Source organism: Streptomyces sp. 4F14 (assembly GCF_048159485.1).
Lineage (GTDB): Bacteria > Actinomycetota > Actinomycetes > Streptomycetales > Streptomycetaceae > Streptomyces.
Genome location: NZ_JBLRVY010000047.1, coordinates 1 through 18,428, shown reverse-complemented (window position 1 = coordinate 18,428; position 18,428 = coordinate 1). Strand labels below are relative to the sequence as shown.

16 protein-coding genes are annotated in these 18,428 nt (G+C 72.3%); 10 read left to right on the top strand and 6 right to left on the bottom strand.

What is annotated here, in order from left to right:
- Positions 1 to 42 precede the first annotated feature (42 nt).
- The 3 genes from ACLZOT_RS46835 to ACLZOT_RS46825 are packed head-to-tail and all read right to left on the bottom strand — an operon-like array spanning position 43 to position 2,631.
- A complete protein-coding gene (locus tag ACLZOT_RS46835; protein WP_416975401.1) occupies positions 43 to 1,452 on the bottom strand; it encodes a hypothetical protein in 1,410 nt (469 codons plus the stop codon).
- Between the two features lie 7 nt (positions 1,453 to 1,459).
- Positions 1,460 to 1,714 (bottom strand): MoaD/ThiS family protein, encoded by a 255-nt coding sequence (locus ACLZOT_RS46830; RefSeq protein WP_416975400.1) that lies wholly within the window; start codon positions 1,712 to 1,714, stop codon positions 1,460 to 1,462.
- A gap of 47 nt (positions 1,715 to 1,761) precedes the next feature.
- Positions 1,762 to 2,631 carry an alpha/beta hydrolase gene (locus tag ACLZOT_RS46825; protein ID WP_416975399.1) on the bottom strand — a complete coding sequence of 290 codons (870 nt, stop codon included), beginning with the start codon at positions 2,629 to 2,631 and terminating at the stop codon, positions 1,762 to 1,764.
- A 155-nt stretch (positions 2,632 to 2,786) separates the two neighbouring features.
- On the opposite strand from ACLZOT_RS46825, the gene ACLZOT_RS46820 reads away from it, so the two are divergent.
- The 8 genes from ACLZOT_RS46820 (at position 2,787) to ACLZOT_RS46785 (ending at position 10,177) form a co-directional block, all read left to right on the top strand.
- Positions 2,787 to 3,554 (top strand): winged helix-turn-helix transcriptional regulator, encoded by a 768-nt coding sequence (locus ACLZOT_RS46820; RefSeq protein WP_416975398.1) that lies wholly within the window; start codon positions 2,787 to 2,789, stop codon positions 3,552 to 3,554.
- Between the two features lie 97 nt (positions 3,555 to 3,651).
- Positions 3,652 to 4,674: a LacI family DNA-binding transcriptional regulator gene (locus tag ACLZOT_RS46815; RefSeq protein WP_416975397.1), complete on the top strand. Its 1,023-nt coding sequence runs from the start codon at positions 3,652 to 3,654 to the stop codon at positions 4,672 to 4,674.
- A 181-nt stretch (positions 4,675 to 4,855) separates the two neighbouring features.
- Positions 4,856 to 5,899 (top strand): S1C family serine protease, encoded by a 1,044-nt coding sequence (locus ACLZOT_RS46810; protein ID WP_416975396.1) that lies wholly within the window; start codon positions 4,856 to 4,858, stop codon positions 5,897 to 5,899.
- Positions 5,900 to 5,925: 26 nt separating this feature from the next.
- Positions 5,926 to 6,105 carry a hypothetical protein gene (locus tag ACLZOT_RS46805; protein WP_416975395.1) on the top strand — a complete coding sequence of 60 codons (180 nt, stop codon included), beginning with the start codon at positions 5,926 to 5,928 and terminating at the stop codon, positions 6,103 to 6,105.
- Positions 6,106 to 6,305: 200 nt separating this feature from the next.
- Positions 6,306 to 7,040, top strand: coding sequence for a response regulator transcription factor (locus ACLZOT_RS46800; RefSeq protein WP_416975394.1), 735 nt, complete (start codon positions 6,306 to 6,308; stop codon positions 7,038 to 7,040).
- Positions 7,037 to 8,524, top strand: coding sequence for a HAMP domain-containing sensor histidine kinase (locus ACLZOT_RS46795; RefSeq protein ID WP_416975393.1), 1,488 nt, complete (start codon positions 7,037 to 7,039; stop codon positions 8,522 to 8,524). The genes ACLZOT_RS46800 and ACLZOT_RS46795 overlap by 4 nt, the downstream gene beginning before the upstream one ends.
- Before the next feature lie 41 nt (positions 8,525 to 8,565).
- Positions 8,566 to 9,015 (top strand): GNAT family N-acetyltransferase, encoded by a 450-nt coding sequence (locus tag ACLZOT_RS46790; protein ID WP_416975392.1) that lies wholly within the window; start codon positions 8,566 to 8,568, stop codon positions 9,013 to 9,015.
- 148 nt (positions 9,016 to 9,163) lie between these two features.
- Positions 9,164 to 10,177: a glycoside hydrolase family 26 protein gene (locus ACLZOT_RS46785; RefSeq protein ID WP_416975391.1), complete on the top strand. Its 1,014-nt coding sequence runs from the start codon at positions 9,164 to 9,166 to the stop codon at positions 10,175 to 10,177.
- A 77-nt stretch (positions 10,178 to 10,254) separates the two neighbouring features.
- On the opposite strand, the gene ACLZOT_RS46780 is transcribed toward ACLZOT_RS46785, so the two are convergent.
- Positions 10,255 to 10,893, bottom strand: coding sequence for a hypothetical protein (locus tag ACLZOT_RS46780; RefSeq protein ID WP_416975390.1), 639 nt, complete (start codon positions 10,891 to 10,893; stop codon positions 10,255 to 10,257).
- Positions 10,894 to 11,093: 200 nt separating this feature from the next.
- On the opposite strand from ACLZOT_RS46780, the gene ACLZOT_RS46775 reads away from it, so the two are divergent.
- Positions 11,094 to 11,840 carry a M23 family metallopeptidase gene (locus tag ACLZOT_RS46775; RefSeq protein WP_416975389.1) on the top strand — a complete coding sequence of 249 codons (747 nt, stop codon included), beginning with the start codon at positions 11,094 to 11,096 and terminating at the stop codon, positions 11,838 to 11,840.
- A 79-nt stretch (positions 11,841 to 11,919) separates the two neighbouring features.
- Here ACLZOT_RS46775 and ACLZOT_RS46770 read toward each other — a convergent pair whose 3' ends face one another.
- Positions 11,920 to 12,660 carry a G1 family glutamic endopeptidase gene (locus ACLZOT_RS46770; RefSeq protein ID WP_416975388.1) on the bottom strand — a complete coding sequence of 247 codons (741 nt, stop codon included), beginning with the start codon at positions 12,658 to 12,660 and terminating at the stop codon, positions 11,920 to 11,922.
- A gap of 213 nt (positions 12,661 to 12,873) precedes the next feature.
- Between ACLZOT_RS46770 and ACLZOT_RS46765 the strand changes: the two genes are divergently transcribed.
- Positions 12,874 to 15,021, top strand: a complete 2,148-nt coding sequence (locus ACLZOT_RS46765; RefSeq protein WP_416975387.1) for an InlB B-repeat-containing protein — start codon at positions 12,874 to 12,876, stop codon at positions 15,019 to 15,021.
- A 329-nt stretch (positions 15,022 to 15,350) separates the two neighbouring features.
- Here ACLZOT_RS46765 and ACLZOT_RS46760 read toward each other — a convergent pair whose 3' ends face one another.
- A complete protein-coding gene (locus ACLZOT_RS46760) occupies positions 15,351 to 17,657 on the bottom strand; it encodes a LuxR C-terminal-related transcriptional regulator (RefSeq protein WP_416975386.1) in 2,307 nt (768 codons plus the stop codon).
- Between the last annotated feature and the right edge of the window lie 771 nt (positions 17,658 to 18,428).

The following is an 18,428-nucleotide window of genomic DNA, read 5'->3' as shown; positions in this document are numbered from 1 at the left end:
TGTCGAAGGGTTGTGACAGTGAACGCCCCGCGCGCGTACGCGCTAGACCAGGGTCCGGCCCAGGACGTACACCGCCGGCGCCGCGAGCGCGAGCGGCAGGGCCACACCCGCTGTGAAGTGCACGAACCTCGACGGATAGTCGTAGCTCGCCACCCGGTGGCCGACGAGCGCGCACGCCGCCGCGCCCGCGCCCACGAGGGCACCCGCCGCGCCCACGCCGTTCACGCCGCCGACGGCGATGCCCGCGCCGGCCGCGGCCAGCAGGGAGACGACGACCGACGCCGGGGTCGGCAGCGGCAACGCGCGCGCGAGGATCGCGACGGCGACCGCCGCCGCGCCCACGGACGCCGCGTCCGAGTCCGCGCCCAGGAAGCCCGTCGCGACGATCGCCAGCGCGCTGCTCGCGACCGTGGCCATCAGGCCGTACATGCGCTCGTCGGGGTCCGCGTGCGAGCGGAGCTGGAGGATCAGGCAGAGCAGGACCCAGACGCCGAGGGTGCCGAGGATCGCGGCGGGCGCGTGGTCCTGGCCCACGCCCAGGAGGACCGCGTCGGAGACCAGCGCGCCGAGGAACGCCAGCGCGATGCCCTGCCGGGCGGGCCACATGCCGTTCAGCCGGAACCAGCCCGCCGCGGTGACGCCCTGGAGGGCCACGAGGGGCAGCAGGAGCCCGTACACGCCCAGCGGCGCCGTACCGGCCAGCAGGAGGCCCAGCAGGGCCGTCAGCGCCGCCGGCTGCATGCCGGGCTCGATGATCGGCGAACGGCCCTCCAGGCGGGCGCGCTGCGCGTCGGTGATGCGCGCGTTGCCGGCGAGGGTGGCGGGGCCGTAGCCGGGGCCGGGGGCGGCCTGTCCAGCGGACGCGGGTTCGGCGAAGGAGGGCGTCTCCTGTCCCGGGGCAAACCCGTCGGCCGCCCCGGCGAAGGAGGGTGCCCCCTGCCCGGCGGGCGCGTACCCGTCGACCGGCGGCGCGCTCTGCCCTGCGGCCCCGGCAGGCGCGTACGGCCCGCCCTGCGCGTACGGCCCCTGCGCGTGCGCGCCGGTCGACGGGAAGCCTCCGGTGGACGGGTCGGGGTACCCCGCGGGCGCGTACGGACCGGCGGACGGGTCGGCGCCCGCGTACGGACCGGCCTGTGCCTGTCCGGCGGCGGGCGCGAAGCCCTGCGCGGGGGCGCCCGGGGCCGGCTGCTGCCAGCCGTACGGAGACGGAGCAGCCGGAGCAGCCTGGGCGGCCGGGGTGTCCTGGGTGCCGTACGACGGCTGGGGGGCGGTCTGCGGGGGCAGGTACGCCGTCTGCTCCGCCGGGGACGGCATCTGGAGGGACGGTTGGACCGTGGTCTCCCAGGTCTCGCCCTGCCACTGCTGGGTGTTGTCCATCGCGTCGGGGGCCGGGCCGCTCTGGTGGGGCCACGGGGTGGCGTACGGGTCGTAGGGACCCTGCTGGTCGGTCATCGGTGACTCATCCTCCTGCGAACGGCGGGAGCACCTCGACCGTGCCGCCCTCGGCCAGCCGTACCGTCTCATGCGCGCGCGTGCCGACGGGGTCACCGTCGACGAGGAAGGAGCATCGCGCCAGGACACGTACGAGTTCCCCGGGGTGTCGCTCGCGCACGCCCGCGAGGGCGTCGGCGAGGGTCGCCGCGTCGTACGGCTCCTCCGCGACGCCGGCGGCGGCTTTCGCGGCGGCCCAGTAGCGCACTGTGACCTTTGGCATCCGTTCCTCAAAGCAGCGGTAGGCGATCGGCATCCGGAGGTCAAAGGCTAGCCCGCCCGTCTGACACTCCAGTCCGCGATGCGTACGAGCAGGCCGTCGCCGGCGGCGTGCTCGGCGTGCCCCATGCCGGGCTCCAGCCAGAGTTCGGCGTGGCCGGCGGCGGCCTCGGCGAGGCTGCGGGGGTGGTCGAGGGGGAAGTAGCCGTCCGCGTCGCCGTGGACGACGAGCAGCGGCGTCGGCGCGATCCGCGCGGCGGCCTCGACGGGGGACAGCGGGACGGGGCTCCACTCCTGGTGGTGGATGCGCGTGCCGAAGCCGTAGCGGCCGACGAGGCGCCCTTCGGGGCGGGTCACGAGCCAGTGCAGGCGCCGCATGGGCGCGGTGCCGCGGTAGTACCAGCGCGCGGGCGCGCTGACGGAGACGACGGCGTCCGTGTCCCCGGGGTGCAGCGCGGCGTGCCGCAGGACGACGGAGCCGCCCATGGAGAACCCGACGGTCACCACGCGCGCGTGCCCGAGGCCGCGCGCCCAGTCGACGGCGGCGGCCAGGTCGAGCACCTCGCGGTCGCCGACGGTGGAGCGCCCGCCGGAGGCGCCGTGGCCACGGAACGAGAACGTGACGACGGCACCGTATCGTCGCAACGCCGTCACCACCCGCCGTACGTGCGGCCGGTCCACCGCCCCCGTGAACCCGTGGGCGATCACGAACACGAGGTGATCACGGGGTTGATCGAAAGTGTCGTTTTCTTCGCCCCTGAGGGCGCCCGTTTCGTATACAGCGAGCGGAGGATCGTATACGGAATCGATCGCCACTCCATCGGCGGTAGGCAGAAACGTCCGCATAGGTACGCGTCTGGCCGTCTCGCCATTCGGACGTACGGTGGAACGTGCCACATGACCTGCCGGACTGTCGCTCATGTCGGCTATTCTGCTGGGCAGAGGACTCGGGCAGCGAAGCCCCCGGGTCCTTTTGTGCTTTCGGAAGAGTTGTATACGAAGTGGGAAACCGCAGGTGTACAGCTCATCCACCGCGCCGCACATGTCCTCGCAGGGACCGAGGAGGAACCGGACGTATGAGTTCTCTGCTGCTCCTGACCAATGCCCTCCAGCCGTCGACGGAGGTGCTCCCGGCTCTCGGCCTGCTCCTTCACAACGTGCGGGTGGCCCCGGCGGAGGGCCCCGCCCTCGTCGACACCCCGGGCGCCGACGTCATCCTCGTCGACGGCCGCCGCGACCTCCCCCAGGTCCGCAGCCTGTGCCAGCTGCTGCGCTCGACCGGCCCCGGCTGTCCGCTCGTCCTGGTCGTCACCGAGGGCGGCCTCGCCGCCGTCACCGCCGACTGGGGCATCGACGACGTCCTGCTCGACACGGCGGGGCCGGCGGAGGTCGAGGCGCGGCTGCGGCTCGCGATGGGCCGCCAGCAGATCGTCAACGACGACTCCCCGATGGAGATCCGCAACGGCGACCTGTCGGTCGACGAGGCGACGTACAGCGCGAAGCTCAAGGGCCGCGTCCTCGACCTCACCTTCAAGGAGTTCGAGCTCCTGAAGTACCTCGCCCAGCACCCGGGCCGCGTCTTCACGCGCGCGCAGCTGCTGCAGGAGGTATGGGGGTACGACTACTTCGGAGGGACACGCACGGTTGACGTCCACGTACGACGCCTGCGCGCGAAGCTCGGTCCGGAGCACGAGTCGCTGATCGGGACCGTCCGGAACGTGGGTTATCGATTCGTTACGCCCGAGAAGGCGGAGCGCGTCTCCGAGGCCCCGAAGGCCGAGTCCGCCCCCGCAAAGGCGGAGGAGACGGACGAGTCGGCCGCCATCGCGTCCGCCGAGGTATAGGCCCTGCTCGGACGGGGCGGCGGCACCGTGCGGTTACCGCGCGGTCACCTTTGATACGCCCTGCCCGGGAGGGGTTGATCCGCGTAGACTCCGCGCCGTGGCCAAGGTGACGAGGGACGACGTAGCACGCCTGGCGGGTACCTCCACCGCCGTGGTCAGCTACGTGATCAACAACGGACCCCGGCCGGTCGCCCCGGCCACGCGCGAGCGTGTCCTCGCCGCGATCAAGGAGCTGGGGTACCGGCCCGACCGCGTCGCCCAGGCGATGGCGTCCCGCCGCACCGACCTCATAGGTCTGATCGTCCCCGACGCGCGCCAGCCGTTCTTCGCGGAGATGGCGCACGCGGTGGAACAGGCCGCGTCCGACCGCGGGAAGATGGTCCTCGTAGGCAATTCGGACTACGTCGCCGAGCGCGAGGTCCACTACCTGCGGGCCTTCCTCGGTATGCGGGTCTCCGGTCTCATCCTCGTCTCCCACGCCCTCAACGACCTCGCCGCCGCCGAGATCGAGGCGTGGGACGCCCGGGTAGTACTCCTGCACGAGCGGCCCGAGGCCATCGACGACGTCGCCGTGGTACTGGACGACCTCAGCGGAGCCCGCTCCGCCGTGAGCCACCTGCTCGGGCACGGATACCCGTACGTCGCGTGTATCGGTGGTACGGCTGATACCCCAGCGGTAGGCGACCCGGTCTCCGACCACGTGGAGGGCTGGCGCCAGGCCATGTCCGAGGCCGGGATCTCCACCGAGGGCCGCCTCTTCGAGGCCCCCTACAACCGGTACGACGCGTATCGCGTCGCCCTCGACATCCTCGCCGGCCCCGACCGCCCCCCGGCCGTCTTCTGCTCCACCGACGACCAGGCCATCGGCGTCCTGCGCGCCGCGCGTGAGCTGCGGATCGACGTACCCGAGGAGCTGGCGGTCGTCGGGTTCGACGACATCAAGGAAGCGGCGCTGGCGGACCCGCCGCTGACGACGGTCGCCTCCGACCGGCCGGGGATGGCGCGCACGGCCGTGGACCTCGTGCTGGACGACGGGCTGCGGGTGGCGGGGTCGCGGCGGGAGCGGGTCAAGGTGTTCGAGTCACGGTTGGTGGTACGGCGGTCCTGCGGGTGCCCGTAGCGGGCGTGCGGGTGCCGGTAGTAGGTACCTACCTCTGAGGTAGCACGGGCCGTTTCTGAGAGTTCCCTGAGACGCCGGGCAATTCGCCCTCGTACTCCTTTACGCAGCGCGAACGACCTTCTCGGAGCGTTCTCAGCGGGCGCTCAGGAAGCTCTCATGGTCGGGGACGAAGCTTTTTCCCATGACCGAGAGCTTCCGCCGCGACGGCGAGTACGAGAACCAGCAGAACCCGTACCAGGGCGCGCAGCAGTACGGTTCCGCCCCCGTGAACCCCTCGCCGGTTAACCCGGAGTGGCCGCCCCCGCCGCCGCACCAGCCGGTGTACGCCACGCAGACGGAAGCTCCTGGGAAGAAGAAGCGCACCCGGGGCCCGCTCGCCCTCCTCGCGGCGGTCGCGATCGTCGCGGCGGCGATCGGCGGCGGTACCGCGTACGGCATACAGGAGCTCACCCACAAGGACGAGACGGTCGCGACCACCACGACCAGCGTCGTACCGTCCAGCAAGAAGGGTGACATCGCGGCGATCGCGGCGGCCGTCAGCCCGAGCATCGTCGAGATCAAGGCGACGCTGGGCAACGGCAGTTCGACCGGTTCCGGTGTCATCATCACGAGTGACGGCGAGATCGTCACCAACAACCACGTCATCGCCGGCGCCACCCAGATCAAGGTCTCCACGAGCGACGGCAAGACGTACACCGCGAAGGTCGTCGGCACCGACAGCAAGAAGGACCTCGCGCTGATCAAGCTGGAGGGCGCGTCCGGCCTCAAGACCGCCTCCCTCGGCGACTCCGCCGCCGTGGACGTCGGCGACTCGGTCATCGCGATCGGCTCCCCCGAAGGTCTCACGGGTACGGTCACCAGCGGCATCGTCTCCGCGCTCAACCGCGACGTCACCGTCTCGACCGACGAGAGCCAGGGCCAACAGCAGCAACAGCAGGGCGGCGGTTGGCCGTTCGAGTTCGGCGGCCAGCAGTTCAACGGCGACACCGGGAACTCGACGACCACGTACAAGGCCCTCCAGACGGACGCCTCCCTCAACCCCGGCAACTCCGGCGGCGCCCTCATCGACATGAACGGCAACATCATCGGCATCAACTCCGCGATGTACTCGGCCAGTTCGGCCAGCTCCTCGGACGCCGGCAGCGTCGGCCTGGGCTTCGCGATCCCGATCAACACGGTGAAGGCGGACCTGGCGACGCTGCGGGCTGGCGGGTCGGACAGCTGAGGACTACTTCCGTAAGGGGACACGACATGATCACGCAGGTCACCCACACCACCACGCGCACGGGCGCCGCCGACACGGCCCTCGCGCTCGCGATCACCGCCGCCCTCCACGAGCCGGCCCGCCCGGGCCGCGCCCCCGAGGTCGCCCTCCTGAGCACGACGGCCGCACGCCGGGCCCTGCGCAACCGGCGCCGCGCGGCGGCCTGAGCCGGGTAGACCCCCGCGGGGACGCGGGCCGCCGGACGCCGCCGGTGATCAGCGACCGGCCGCCGTACGCCGCCGCGCGAAGCGCCCCGCCGCAGGAAGACGCCCATACGCACCCCCAGGGAAACGTGCGAGGCTGATAGCCCTGCCCCCGGCGAGGTACCACCTCCGCCGTAACCCCCCGCACCCGAGGAACCGAGCCCATGAGCCCCGCCGAAGGCGACCGTGACATCCAGCGCATCCTGATCGTCGACGACGAGCCTGCCGTGCGCGAAGCGCTCCAGCGGAGCCTGGCCTTCGAGGGGTACGACACCGAGGTCGCCGTGGACGGCGCCGACGCGCTGGAGAAGGCGGCGGCGTACCGTCCCGACCTCGTCGTCCTCGACATCCAGATGCCCCGCATGGACGGGCTCACCGCCGCCCGCCGTATCCGGGGTGCCGGGGACACGACGCCGATCCTCATGCTGACCGCGCGCGACACCGTCGGCGACCGGGTCACCGGACTCGACGCGGGCGCGGACGACTACCTGGTCAAGCCCTTCGAACTCGACGAACTCTTCGCCCGCGTACGGGCGTTGCTGCGCCGCAGCTCCTACCGCGCGCCGGCCGCCGGGCCCGTCGAGGAGGACGAGGCGCTCACGTTCGGGGACCTGCGGATGGACCTCGCGACCCGGGAGGTCACCCGTGCCGGGCGCCAAGTCGAGCTGACCCGCACGGAGTTCACGCTCCTGGAGATGTTCATGGCGCATCCGCGCCAGGTCCTCACCCGCGAGCAGATCCTGAAGGCGGTGTGGGGCTTCGACTTCGAGCCGTCGTCCAACTCCCTTGACGTGTACGTCATGTACTTGCGCCGCAAGACCGAGGCGGGCGGCGAGCCCCGGCTCGTCCACACGGTCCGCGGGGTGGGGTACGTCCTGCGCCAGGGCGGCGCGGAATGAGCAAGGTCGCCCACTGGTTCCGGACGCTTCCGATCCGGGCCAGGCTGTCGATGCTGGTCGCGGCGGCGGTGGCGTTCGCGGTGGCGGCGGTGTCGGTGACGTGCTGGTTCATCGTGCAGGGCAAGCTTTACGAGCAGGTCAACAACGACTTGCGCAAGGCGTTGACCAGCCCACGGCTGCAGGACCAGGCCGAGAGCGCGGTCAACAACTGCACGACCAAGGTCTCGCAGGACTTCCGCCTGGGCCTCCCGAACACCTACTTCCAGGTGGTCGTGGCCAACGGCAAGACCTGTGTACTGCCGTACTCCCTCGGCGCCGTCAAGGTCACTCAGACCGACCGGAACGTCATCGCGAAGGGCGGCGACGGCGTCTTCCACAACAGCACCGACAGCGAAGGCAACGACGTTCGGGTCCTCGCGCTCCCCGGTTTCACGGTCACCGACCCCTCCACCGACACGACTTCCAGCGCCGCCCTCCTCGTGGCCCTCCCTCTGAAGAACACCCAGAAGACCCTCAACGAGCTGATGCTCATCCTCCTGCTCGTGTCCGGCATCGGAGTGCTCGGCGCCGGTGCCGCCGGGCTCGCCGTCGCCCGGGCAGGGCTGCGCCCCGTGGACAAGCTCACCGAAGCCGTCGAACACGTCGCCCGTACCGAGGACTTGAACATCCGCATCCCCGTCGAGGAGGACGCGGAGGACGAAGTCGCCCGGCTGTCGCGGTCGTTCAACTCGATGACCGCGTCTCTCGCCAACTCCCGCGAGCTGCAACAGCAGTTGATCGCGGACGCCGGGCACGAGCTGCGCACCCCCCTCACCTCGCTGCGGACGAACATCGAGCTGCTCACCCGCAGCGAGGAGACGGGCCGCCCGATCCCGGAGGCGGACCGCAAGGCGCTGCTCGCGTCGGTGAAGGCGCAGATGACGGAACTGGCGTCGCTGATCGGGGACTTGCAGGAGCTGTCGAGGTCGGAGGGGCAGCGCGGTGAGCGGGTCCAGGTGGTGTCGCTGGAGGACACGGTGGAACACGCGCTGCGCAGGGCCCGCCTGAGGGGCCGGGAGCTGACGATCACGGCGACCCTGGAACCCTGGTACACGAGGGCGGAACCGGCGGCCCTGGAGCGCGCGGTGGTCAACATCCTGGACAACGCCGTGAAGTTCAGCCCCGAGGGCGGCACGGTCGAAGTCGCCCTGACCAACGGCACGTTGACGGTCCGGGACCACGGCCCGGGCATCGCGGAGGACGAACTCCCGCACGTCTTCGACCGCTTCTGGCGCTCCCCCTCGGCCCGTGCGCTGCCGGGCTCGGGCCTCGGGCTGTCGATCGTGGCCCGGACGGTCCAGCAGGCGGGCGGCGAGGTGACCCTGACCCGTGCCCACGGCGGCGGCACGATGGCGAGGCTGACCCTCCCGGGCGCCCCGGTCCCCCCTCCGGAGACGCCGGAAGTACCGGACACCCGGGAAACCCCCACGTCAGCGCCCCAGTAATACCCCTCCCCCGCAAGAGCCACCCTCGTACGATTTCCGCCATGCCCGAGAACATGACCGAAAAGTGGACCACGCGCCCCGCCACCCCCGCCGACCTCGAACCCCTGCTCGACATCAGGGCCGCCGCGATGCGCCCGGACCTGGAGCGCCTGGGCCGGTACGACGAGCACCGGGTACGGCAGCGGATGCGGGACGCGTACGACCCGGCGCACACGCGGATCATCGAGGTGGACGGCGTCACGGTCGGCTGCGTGGCCCTGCGCCCGGCGCCGGAGGGCGACTGGCTGGAGCACTTCTACCTCTCCCCCGGCCTGCACGGCAGGGGCATAGGCGGCGCCGTCCTGCGGGAGACCCTGGCCCGCACGGACCGCACGGTCCACCTCGACGTCCTCCAGGGCAGCCCGGCCCGCCGTCTCTACGAGCGGCACGGCTTCGTCCTGGACCACGAGGACGCCGTGGACGTGTTCCTGACGCGCGCGCCGGCGCCGTAGCTCTCAGGTCGTAGCTCTGAGGTCGTAGCCGGTCAGCCCGCAGAGTGCCCCGGAAACGGAGAAACGTACGACGGAAAATCCCCGGTACGAGTGGTCCGAGGGCGAGTCCGGGGGCGCGCGGGGGCATGTCCGGCGAGGATGGCCCGCTGTGTCGTCGTCCCGTGTGCGTGCCCTGTTCCTGCCGCTGCTCATCCTGCTGGCTCTCGCGAGCCAGTCCTGCGTACCCCTGCCGTACGGCGCGGACGCGCGCCCGGCGCTGTCCGGCTCGCCGTCCCCGCGCTCGGTGAAGTTCGGCGCGTACGTCGGCTACGGCGCGGACGGCATCAGCCGGATCGCCGGTCTGGGCACCTGGCTCGGCCGTTCGACGCCGACCGTCGGTCACGCCTATCTGCCGGGCGACCGCTGGAGCAACATCGAGGGCGCACCGGGCTATCTGGCGCACTGGGCGACGTGGCGCAAGGCCCGCAAGGACCGCCTGTTCGTCCTCAACGTCCCGCTCCTGGAACGCAACGAGGCCCATCTCCCCGACGCGACGGTCCGCGCGGAACTCCGCAAGGGGGCGAAGGGCGCGTACGACGCCCATTTCCGGGCGCTGGCAGGGCGGTTGGTCTCGCTGGGCCTGCGCGACACCGTGCTGGTCCTGGGCTGGGAGATGAACGGCATCACGTACACGCACCGATGCGGCCCGGACCCGGCGTCGTGGAAGCGGTACTGGGTGCGGATCGTGAACGCGATGCGGTCGGTGCCCGGGCAGCGGTTCCGCTTCGAGTTCACCCCCAACAGGGGCCGGGACGCGGTCCCTTGGCCCCGCTGCTATCCCGGTGACCGGCACGTCGACATCATCGGCATGGACGCCTACGACGCCCCGCGCGGCCTGTCGTTCACGGCTCAGCTGAACGAGCCGTACGGCCTCAGGGAACACGTCCGGTTCGCCCGTGCCCACCGCAAGCCGATCGCGTTCCCGGAGTGGGGGCTGTACGAGAACGGGGACAACTCGGCTTACATGCGGGGGATGTTGAACTGGATCGCCCGGCAGAAGCCGCTGTACCAGACGATCAGCGACTACTGTCCGCACGGGGTGTGGCGGTGCCGGTCGAATCCCAAGGCGTCCGCCGTGTACAAGGCGTTGATGGGCAAGAAGAAGCCCGGCAAGAAGAAGTGAACCCCCTCCGGAGCACGCCTGCTTGGGCAACTCGGGAGGGGGCTGCGTGAGATGACGGCGCGTCAAGTACCGTCGGATCAGCTCGCGTTCGCGCGCCGCCGCCGTACCGCGACGAAGGACAGGGCCGCGATGCCCGCCACCGCCGCGCCCCCGATCGCGAGGCCGGCCGTACCGATGCCCTCGTTCTTCTTCTCGGCGGTCGCGCCCTCGGGGCCGGCCGCGCCGCCGGGGAGGGTGTCGAGGTCGCTCGCGCAGACCGTGGGTGCCTTGGCGCCGTCGAGGAAGGCACAGGCCGTACTGGCCGCGCGCAGGGCCTTCTTGTCGGTCTTCCCGAGTTCGATGCGGGCCGTGAACTCGGCCTTCGTCCCGGCCTTGACGTCCGCGGTCCAGGTGATGACGCCGTCCTTGCCGACCTGTCCGCCCTCGGACGCCTCGGGGCGGCCCGCGGTCGCGGGGACGCGCTGCTCGACGCGGAGGTTGTCGAGGGCCTCGCCGCCCTGGTTGTGGACGATGATCCGGTAGGCGAGCCTGTCGCCGCCGGCCGCCTTGTCGACGCCGTCCGAGATCTCGATGGACATCGGGGGCGCCGCCTTCTTCGCGCCCGCGCCCTCCTCGTCAGGGCCGTCGGCGACCGCCGCGGTGACCGGCTGGAGCAGGGCGAGGCAGACGGCGGCCGGGACGAGGGCGATCCGGGACAGGCGCAGACCAGAGGTCACGGTGGGGGGGTCCTTTCCGTACGGGCACGGGGCCATGCCAGCACGGGCGGTACGCGGGCCGGGCCCGACATTCCGATGATCACGCCCGCTTGGGTCACGGGGTTGACGCCATCCGGGGGAACGGCCGGGCAACCCGTCTGTCGTACCTCTCAGGGACTCCATCCGGCCTAGATGATCCGACAATGCTACGAAAACAGCGCATGCGTACCCACCGCCTCGGCGCCACGCTCGGAGCGGTCCTCCTGGTCTCCCTCACCGCCGCGCCCGCCGACGCCGGCGAGCCCGTCCGCGACCGGGCCGCGCGCCTCGTCCAGGCGCACGAACGGGCGCGCGCCCAGGTGGCCGCGCTCCGGCGGGCGGACGCGGCGCCGCAGCGGATCCGGGCCGCCGAGCGCCGCCGTACGACGCTCCGCGACCGGCTGTGGAGCATGCTGCGGGCCCACGAGCGCGCCCTCGGCGACCCGGTCGCGGTCAACCCCTCGGGCCGGGGCGCCGGTTGTCCCCGGGGCCGGGCGACCGTCGCGCCGCGCTCGGTCTCCCGCTGGACGGTGCCGACCCGTGGCTACTGGCTCTCCGCCGGGTACGCCGCGCAGGGCGGCCGCTGGAAGAGCCGGCACACCGGGCAGGACTTCGCGGTCGGCACGGGCACGCCCGTGTACGCGGTCGGTGCGGGCGAGGTCCGGGTCACGACCTGCGGTGACGGGTTCGGCAACCAGGTCCTGATCCGGCACCGGGACGGCTATTTCACGCAGTACGCCCACCTGTCCCGCATCGACGTCCGCAAGGGGCAGCGGGTGGCCGCCGGGCAGCGCATCGGGCTGTCGGGGGCGTCGGGGAACGTGACGGGGCCGCATCTGCACTTCGAGGTGCGGATCACGCCGTACCTGGGGTCGGCGGTGTCGCCGTTGCCGTGGCTGAAGCGCAAGTCGGTACGGGTGGTGCGGTAGCTCCCGGGAGGTACGCCCCGCGTGAGGACGGCGCGGGGCGTACTCCTGGAGGTCTACCCGGGTACCTCTCCGGTAGGGGTCAGCCCGGGTGGATCACCGCGTCGCGGGCGACGGCCCGCAGCTGGGTCTTCTTCGTCGGCGTCAGCAGCGTGCTCGTACCGCTGGTGGTCGTGTTGACGCAGACCCCGCCGAACTGGGCGGAGTAGAGGTAGTACGCCTTGGAGAAGTTCGTGAACGGCTTCCCGTCGACGAGGACGTTGTCGTACCGGACGCCGTCGGTGACGGCCGCGCCCCAGTCGTGGATCTCGGTGACGACCTCGACCTGGGTGCCGGTGGGCGGCCCGGTGACGTGGACGGTCTGCCACCAGTTGCGGGTGACGTTCTTGAGGTACATCTCGTAGTCCTGCGAGTTCTTGGCCGTCTTGATGCTCGCCTGGATGACGTCGCCGGGTCCGACCGCGCGCTTGGCGGGGACGTAGTTCGCCGGGAACTGCTCCCACCAGGCGTAGTACGACGCCTTCCCGCCGGTGCACTGCACGCTGGTGCCGAGCTGGTTGAGCGGGTCCTTCCAGCTGTCGCCGCTGCCGAAGCCGATCCACTGGTCGGTGAGCCCGTCGGGGTTGCCGGTCGCGGTGGTGCAGTCGGCGGTCGGCACCTTCCACCGGGCGCTGACGCTGGTGTGGGCGCCGTCGAGCTGGAAGCCGGTCCAGTTGCCCTGGGGTGCGGTGCACGCGGCGGCCTCGGCGAAGGCGGGCCCCGTCACCATCAGGGCCGAACAGGAGAGCGAGCCGAGGACGGCGAGCCGTCGTTTTGTACGCATACGGCGATGATCAAGTCCGGTCCCCGCACCCTCGCCCCGCCACTCCGGAGGCTGAGCCGCACGGGTGCGCGATTCCCCCCGGCCTGACGGGTGAACGCGACGATCACTCACGGGTGATTCCGGCGAGCCCCGCGAGCGGGGCACCCGTAGGACCGGTCACACCTCCGGGGGAGGGTGCGGGACAGCGTCCGGGGGCGATCAGGAAGGCAGCTCATGACCATCCGTCACATCCGACTCAGACCCGGGGACCACGGGGTCCGGGCCCGCCGCTGGGCCGCCTGCGCGGCGCTGGGCGCCGTGGCCCTCGGCGCGGCCGGTCTCACCCCGGCCTCCGCCCAGGGGGGTACCCCTGAGGTCTCGTCCCCCTTCGGAGCCACGGCGACGACGGTCCCCGATCCCGCGGACGTCCTCACCCCGGAGGCCCGTCATACCCGTAGTACCTCCGGCGTACCCCGTGCCGCCGCCGGCCCCGGCGGCGCCGTACGCCAGCGTGCCGGGACCGTCCGGGACGAGGCGCTCGCGCCGATCTGCGAACCGCCTCAGTCGGGCCGCGAGGTCCGTTTCCCGCTCTTCGACGATGTCCTCGTGAAGGCCGTGGAGACCGGCCGTGAGACGGTCGACGGCCATCTCGTGTGGCGCGGCGAGGTCCCCGGCACGACCGACCAGACCGTCCTGGTCACCCTGACCGGCGGCTGCGACGGCAAGCCGGGCAACGCCTACCTGGGCGCCCAATTCGCCCTGGGCGGCGCCCTGTTCGACATCACCGCGACCGGCCCCGGCACAGTGCTGGTGTCCGAGTCGACGCCGCTGGTCGACGAGCACGAGCGCCAGGTCACCCCGCCGCGCGTCGCGAACCCCGCGCCCGGTCCGGGCGTGCGGTCCCGCAAGGCGCCCAAGGCCGGCTGCAAGGGCGGCGCGGGCGTCTCGACCGTCGACACGCTGGTCGCGTACACCCCGAAGGCCAAGGCCGAGGCGGGCGGCGACGCGCAGATCCGCGCGCAGGCCGTGAAGGGTGTCTCGCTCGCCAACGAGGCGTTCGCGGCGAGCGGCATCAAGGTCCGGCTGCGGCTGGTGTACACGACGCCGGTCGACGTACCCGCGGCGTACGACACGGTGTCCGGCACCTCCCTCGCCGCGTTCGCGAAGAAGAACGACGGCGTCGCCGACACGCTGCCCGCGCTGCGCGACAAGTACGGGGCGGACCAGGTCAGCGTGATCGCCGGGGGCACCGCGGCGGGCGGGATCGGGTACATCCCCTCGCCGCCGGGGCCGTCCTGGGCGGAGTGGACGTACACGGTCGTCGCGCAGTCCGCGATCGCGGGTTACTCCTTCGGCCACGAGATCGGCCACAACCTCGGCTCCAACCACGACTGGACGACCGACCCGGGCCAGCCGGACAACGGCGCGAGCGGCTACTTCCCCGCGAAGGGCGAGTTCTCGACGCTGATGGCGTACGAATCGAGCTGCCGCACGGCGACGAAGGGTGCCTGCGGACGGGTCAACCGGTTCTCCAACTCGGGCCAGAAATACCGGGGTTTGCCGCTCGGCAAGCCGCTGACGCAGACCGACTCGGCGGACTCGTCGGCGGTCCTCGGCACCAGCGGCAAGGCGGTCGCGGCCTATCGCACGGCCGTCACGGACGACTCGCTGTGCGGGGTCACGGCGTCCGTCTCCCCCGCTTCCTCGGGCACGGTCACCCCGGAGACGCCGGGCCCGTACGCGAGCAACGCGACCGTCTACTTCACGGCGACCCCGGCCAAGGGGTACGTGTTCGACCACTGGATGCTCGACGGCAAGCAACAGGCGTCGAAGGCAACGCGGTTCGCGGTCACGACGTCCAAGGACCGTACCCTGCAAGCGGTGTTCAAGAAGGGCGCGACGCCCGCCGCGAAGGTGACGACGAAGAAGTCCGGCAGCGGGACGGTCAAGGCGAAGACGACGAAGAAGTCCCTCGCCGGTGAAACCCACACCGTGGGCACCGAGTTGCTCTACGAGGCGGTCCCCGCGCCGGGCTGGAGCTTCGCCGGATGGAAGCTGGCGAGCGGCTCCTACGCGGGTGACATGGCGAGCGTCGGCCTCCAGGTCGGCGAGACGGACCAGGGCCTGGAGGCGGTGTTCGCGCCACGCCGGTACACCCTGGAGCTGTGCCCGCACGGCCACGGCACCCTGACCGCGTCCCGCACCGGCAAGTACGCCGCCGGCGACACCGCCGTCGTCACCGCGAAACCCGCCAAGGGGCATGTCCTCGCAGGGTGGTTGCTCGACGGCGAACCGTACGCGGGCAGCCCGGGCGGCGAGGCGATCGTCAGCTTCACCGACGGCCGCGACCACACCCTGAAGGCGAAGTTCCGCAGGAAGTAGCCGAGTTGGCGCGGCGCCGCTGAGCGGGAGGCCGGTGTGCTCCCGCCGAGCGGCGCCGAGGTGGGGCTGCCCCGCCGACCAGGGGCAGCCCCGCTTGCCGCCACCGGGGGGAGGCGGGCGCCGGGTGCCATGCCATGACAGTGGCCGTGGGGGTCCAGCCTGTCCGACCCGGCGCCTCCCGTCCCCCGGGCGGCACGACCAGGCTCCCGTACCCGAGGGGGCGGGCGCAGTCCGGCGCGGGAAGATCCGTACACCTAGCCGCCGGGCCGGGCGGATTGCCGTATGCGTACGTACCCCTAAGAGGGAGGGCCCTGTCATACCCGTAGTCCTCAGGGTCCGACGGTCGTCGGGATCTCCGTCCTCGACGTGATGCCGAGCTTCGCCAGGATGTGTTCGACGTGCGCGTCCACGGTCCGTTTGGAGATGACCAGGCGTTCGGCGATCTCCCGGTTGGACAGGCCCTGGGCGACCAGGACGGCGACCTCGCGCTCGCGGCGGGTGAGGGCGTCCAGGGAGCGGTGGCCGTCGAGGGTATGACGGGTATGGGGGGTACGACGGCCGGCGGGGGGCTCGGTGGGGACGGGGACGTCGGCGTCCGCGCGGACCGCCTCCAGCACCTCGCGCCCCGACAGCCTCGCGCCGACCTCCCGCCAGCGCTCGAACGCCTCTCCCCCGAGGGCGGCCCGCACCGACTTCTGTACGGCGTCCTGCTCCTCAAGCAGGCGCGGCAGCAGGGTGATGGGGTCGCCGCCGAGCCGTCGGGCGTGTTCGGCGTACCCCATCAACCAGCAGGCGCGGACGGGCCGTTGATGCTGTTCAGCGTGCCAGGACAGGCCGAGGCAGGCGAGCGCGGCGACCAGGATCTCCCCTATCTCGGCGGCGGCCTCCAGGCCGAGCCGGAAGCAGTCGACGGCCTCGGCGTGCTCCCCGGTGAGGTGGAGGATGAGCCCCTTCGTCGCGACGGTCGAGGCGTACAACTGCCGTTCCCCGCGCCCGGCGAGGTACGACATGCCCGTCTCGCACAGCTCCAGCGCGCCCTTCGTGTCCCCGAACACGGCCCGCAGCAGGGCGGCTTCGTAGTGGATGACGCCGATCGCGAGGCCGTCCCCGGAGTCGAGGATGCGCCGCCGGGCGACCTCGACCTCGGCGAGCCCCTGCTCGACGGCGCCGCCGAACGCCGTCATGGCTCCGAGGTATCCCTCGGCCGAGAGGACCACGCGCTGCTCGCCGCACCTGCGCGCGACGTCGTACGCCTGCGGGAAGCGGTCGAGGGCGGTCTCCAGATCGCCCGCCCAGACACCGAAGATGCCGGTCATCAGCAGGCCCCAGGCCCGCTCGGGGCAGTCCTGCGGGGTGAGGCCGAGGCCCTTGTCGATCCAGTGGTGTCCCTCGGAGAGGGTGCCGGCCGCCCGCCAGTACGGGCCGAGCCGAGCCGCCAGCCACAGCACCTGGGCGCCCCGGCCGTCCGTCGCGCAGCCGTACTCCAGGGCGGCCCGGACGTCGGCGACGTTCTCACGGACGGCACGGTGCAGGGCGACCTGCGCGGGGCTGAGGAACTCGTCCCAGAACCGGCCCACCAGACGTTCGTAGTACGCGAAGTGCCGCTGTTTCACGGCCTCTTGGTCGGACAGCGCGAGGCGTCCCGCACCGTACTCGCGGATCGTGTCGAGGAGCCGGTAGCGCCCGCCGTCCTCGCCGATGCGCTGCACGACCGACTTGTCCACCAGCCCGATCAGCGCCTCCACGACCTCGCCGGGCGGCAACTCCCCGACGCCGCACACCTGTTCGGCCGACGACAGCTCGAATGACCCGGCGAACACGGAGAGTCGGGCCCACAGCAGGCGTTCGTGCGGGGTGCACAGGTCGTACGACCAGTCGATGGCCGTACGCAGTGTCTGATGGCGCGTCAGAGAGGTGCGGCGGCCGCCGGTCAGCACCTCGAAGCGCTGGTCGAGGCGGGCGACCAGCTCGGCGAGCGGGACCGCGCGCAGGCGTACCGCGGCGAGTTCGAGGGCCAGCGGCATGCCGTCGAGGCGGTCCACGAGGGCGAGGGTGCGCTCGCGGTCGCCCTCGTCGAGGAGCACGCCGCCGGTCACGGCCGCCGCCCGCTGCACGAACAGGTCGACCGCGTCCTGCCTGCTCAGCGGGGTGATGGGGACGCAGTGCTCACCGGGTACGTCCAGAGGCTGACGGCTGGTCGCCAGCACGCTGAGGCCGGGGGCCTCGCGCAGGAGGATGTCGCAGAGCATCGCGCAGGCGTCGACGAGGTGTTCACACGTGTCGAGGACGAGCAGGACGCGCCGGTCGCGGAGGTGTTCGACCACCGCGTCCAGCGGGCTCATGCCGGGCTGCTCGGGCAGTTCGAGGACGCCCGCGAGGGTGGCGGGCACCAACTCCGGGTCACGCAGGGCCGACAGCTCGACCAGGCGGACGCCGTCGGCGAACCGCGCGGCACCGGCGCCGGCCGCGCGCAGCGCCGTACGGCTCTTGCCGACGCCGCCGGGGCCGACCAGGGTGACCAGCCGGGCGCGGCTCAACGCGTCGCGCAGCAGCGCCAGTTCCTCCGACCTGCCGACGAAGCTCGTGAGTTCCACCGGCAGTTGACCGCCCCGCCGCTGTCCGAAGCCGAATCCCATCTGTCCCCCGTGCTCGCGCCGGCCGTGGCCACCCTGTCACCCATCACAGCGTAAGCACACTGCTGCCGAGCGTGAATGGCGCGAGGAGGCGTAGGTATCACCCGGCTTGGGGAAGGGGATCGAAAACGTGCGCGAGGGGTGAAAGGGGTGGGGCGGGTGGGGCGGGTGGGGTGTTGGGGGCGCGGGGCGAGGCGGAGGGCCCGGGTGGGGGCAGGCGGCGGGAGGCGAGGCGGAGGGCCCGGGTGGGGGGGCAGGCGGCGGGAGGCGGGCGGCAGGTGGACGGGCGTGCGCGCCCGCGGCGGTGAAGTGCGGGGGCGGGCAGCCGGGGGGCTCGGCGAGGGGCGTGGCGAGAGGCGACTCCCGTTCCTCGACGCCCTCGCGGGCGCGGGGCCGAGGTCGATGGGCGCCGGCTTCGCCTGCCTGCACCCCACCCTCGCGGGCGCGCGGGGGGCCGAGGGCGTTCATTGCCTTCCCCGCAGGCACCCCCGTACCTCGCGGGCGCGCGCGGGGCCGAGCCCGAGCACGCCGAGCTGTTCGACGCCGTCCCCCTCGCGGGCGCGCAGGGCCGGGGGCGGCCGGCCGTGCGGGAGGGGGATCGGCGGCGGGCAAGTGAGCGCCGGGGGCGGTGGAGAGGCAGTGGGGGCAGCGGAGGCAGTGGGCAAGTGAGCGCGAGCCGGCCGCAGTCGTACGCGGCACGCGGCACGCGGCACGCGGCACGCGGCACGCGGCACGCGGCACGCGGCACGCGGCACGCGGCACGCGGCACGCGGC

Coding starts and splice junctions, on each gene's coding strand:
- ACLZOT_RS46835 (WP_416975401.1), bottom strand. CDS start 1,452: ATGACCGACCAGCAGGGTCCCTACGACCCGTACGCCACCCCGTGGCCC.
- ACLZOT_RS46830 (WP_416975400.1), bottom strand. CDS start 1,714: ATGCCAAAGGTCACAGTGCGCTACTGGGCCGCCGCGAAAGCCGCCGCC.
- ACLZOT_RS46825 (WP_416975399.1), bottom strand. CDS start 2,631: ATGAGCGACAGTCCGGCAGGTCATGTGGCACGTTCCACCGTACGTCCG.
- ACLZOT_RS46820 (WP_416975398.1), top strand. CDS start 2,787: ATGAGTTCTCTGCTGCTCCTGACCAATGCCCTCCAGCCGTCGACGGAG.
- ACLZOT_RS46810 (WP_416975396.1), top strand. CDS start 4,856: ATGACCGAGAGCTTCCGCCGCGACGGCGAGTACGAGAACCAGCAGAAC.
- ACLZOT_RS46805 (WP_416975395.1), top strand. CDS start 5,926: ATGATCACGCAGGTCACCCACACCACCACGCGCACGGGCGCCGCCGAC.
- ACLZOT_RS46800 (WP_416975394.1), top strand. CDS start 6,306: ATGAGCCCCGCCGAAGGCGACCGTGACATCCAGCGCATCCTGATCGTC.
- ACLZOT_RS46795 (WP_416975393.1), top strand. CDS start 7,037: ATGAGCAAGGTCGCCCACTGGTTCCGGACGCTTCCGATCCGGGCCAGG.
- ACLZOT_RS46790 (WP_416975392.1), top strand. CDS start 8,566: ATGCCCGAGAACATGACCGAAAAGTGGACCACGCGCCCCGCCACCCCC.
- ACLZOT_RS46775 (WP_416975389.1), top strand. CDS start 11,094: ATGCGTACCCACCGCCTCGGCGCCACGCTCGGAGCGGTCCTCCTGGTC.
- ACLZOT_RS46770 (WP_416975388.1), bottom strand. CDS start 12,660: ATGCGTACAAAACGACGGCTCGCCGTCCTCGGCTCGCTCTCCTGTTCG.
- ACLZOT_RS46765 (WP_416975387.1), top strand. CDS start 12,874: ATGACCATCCGTCACATCCGACTCAGACCCGGGGACCACGGGGTCCGG.
- ACLZOT_RS46760 (WP_416975386.1), bottom strand. CDS start 17,657: ATGGGATTCGGCTTCGGACAGCGGCGGGGCGGTCAACTGCCGGTGGAA.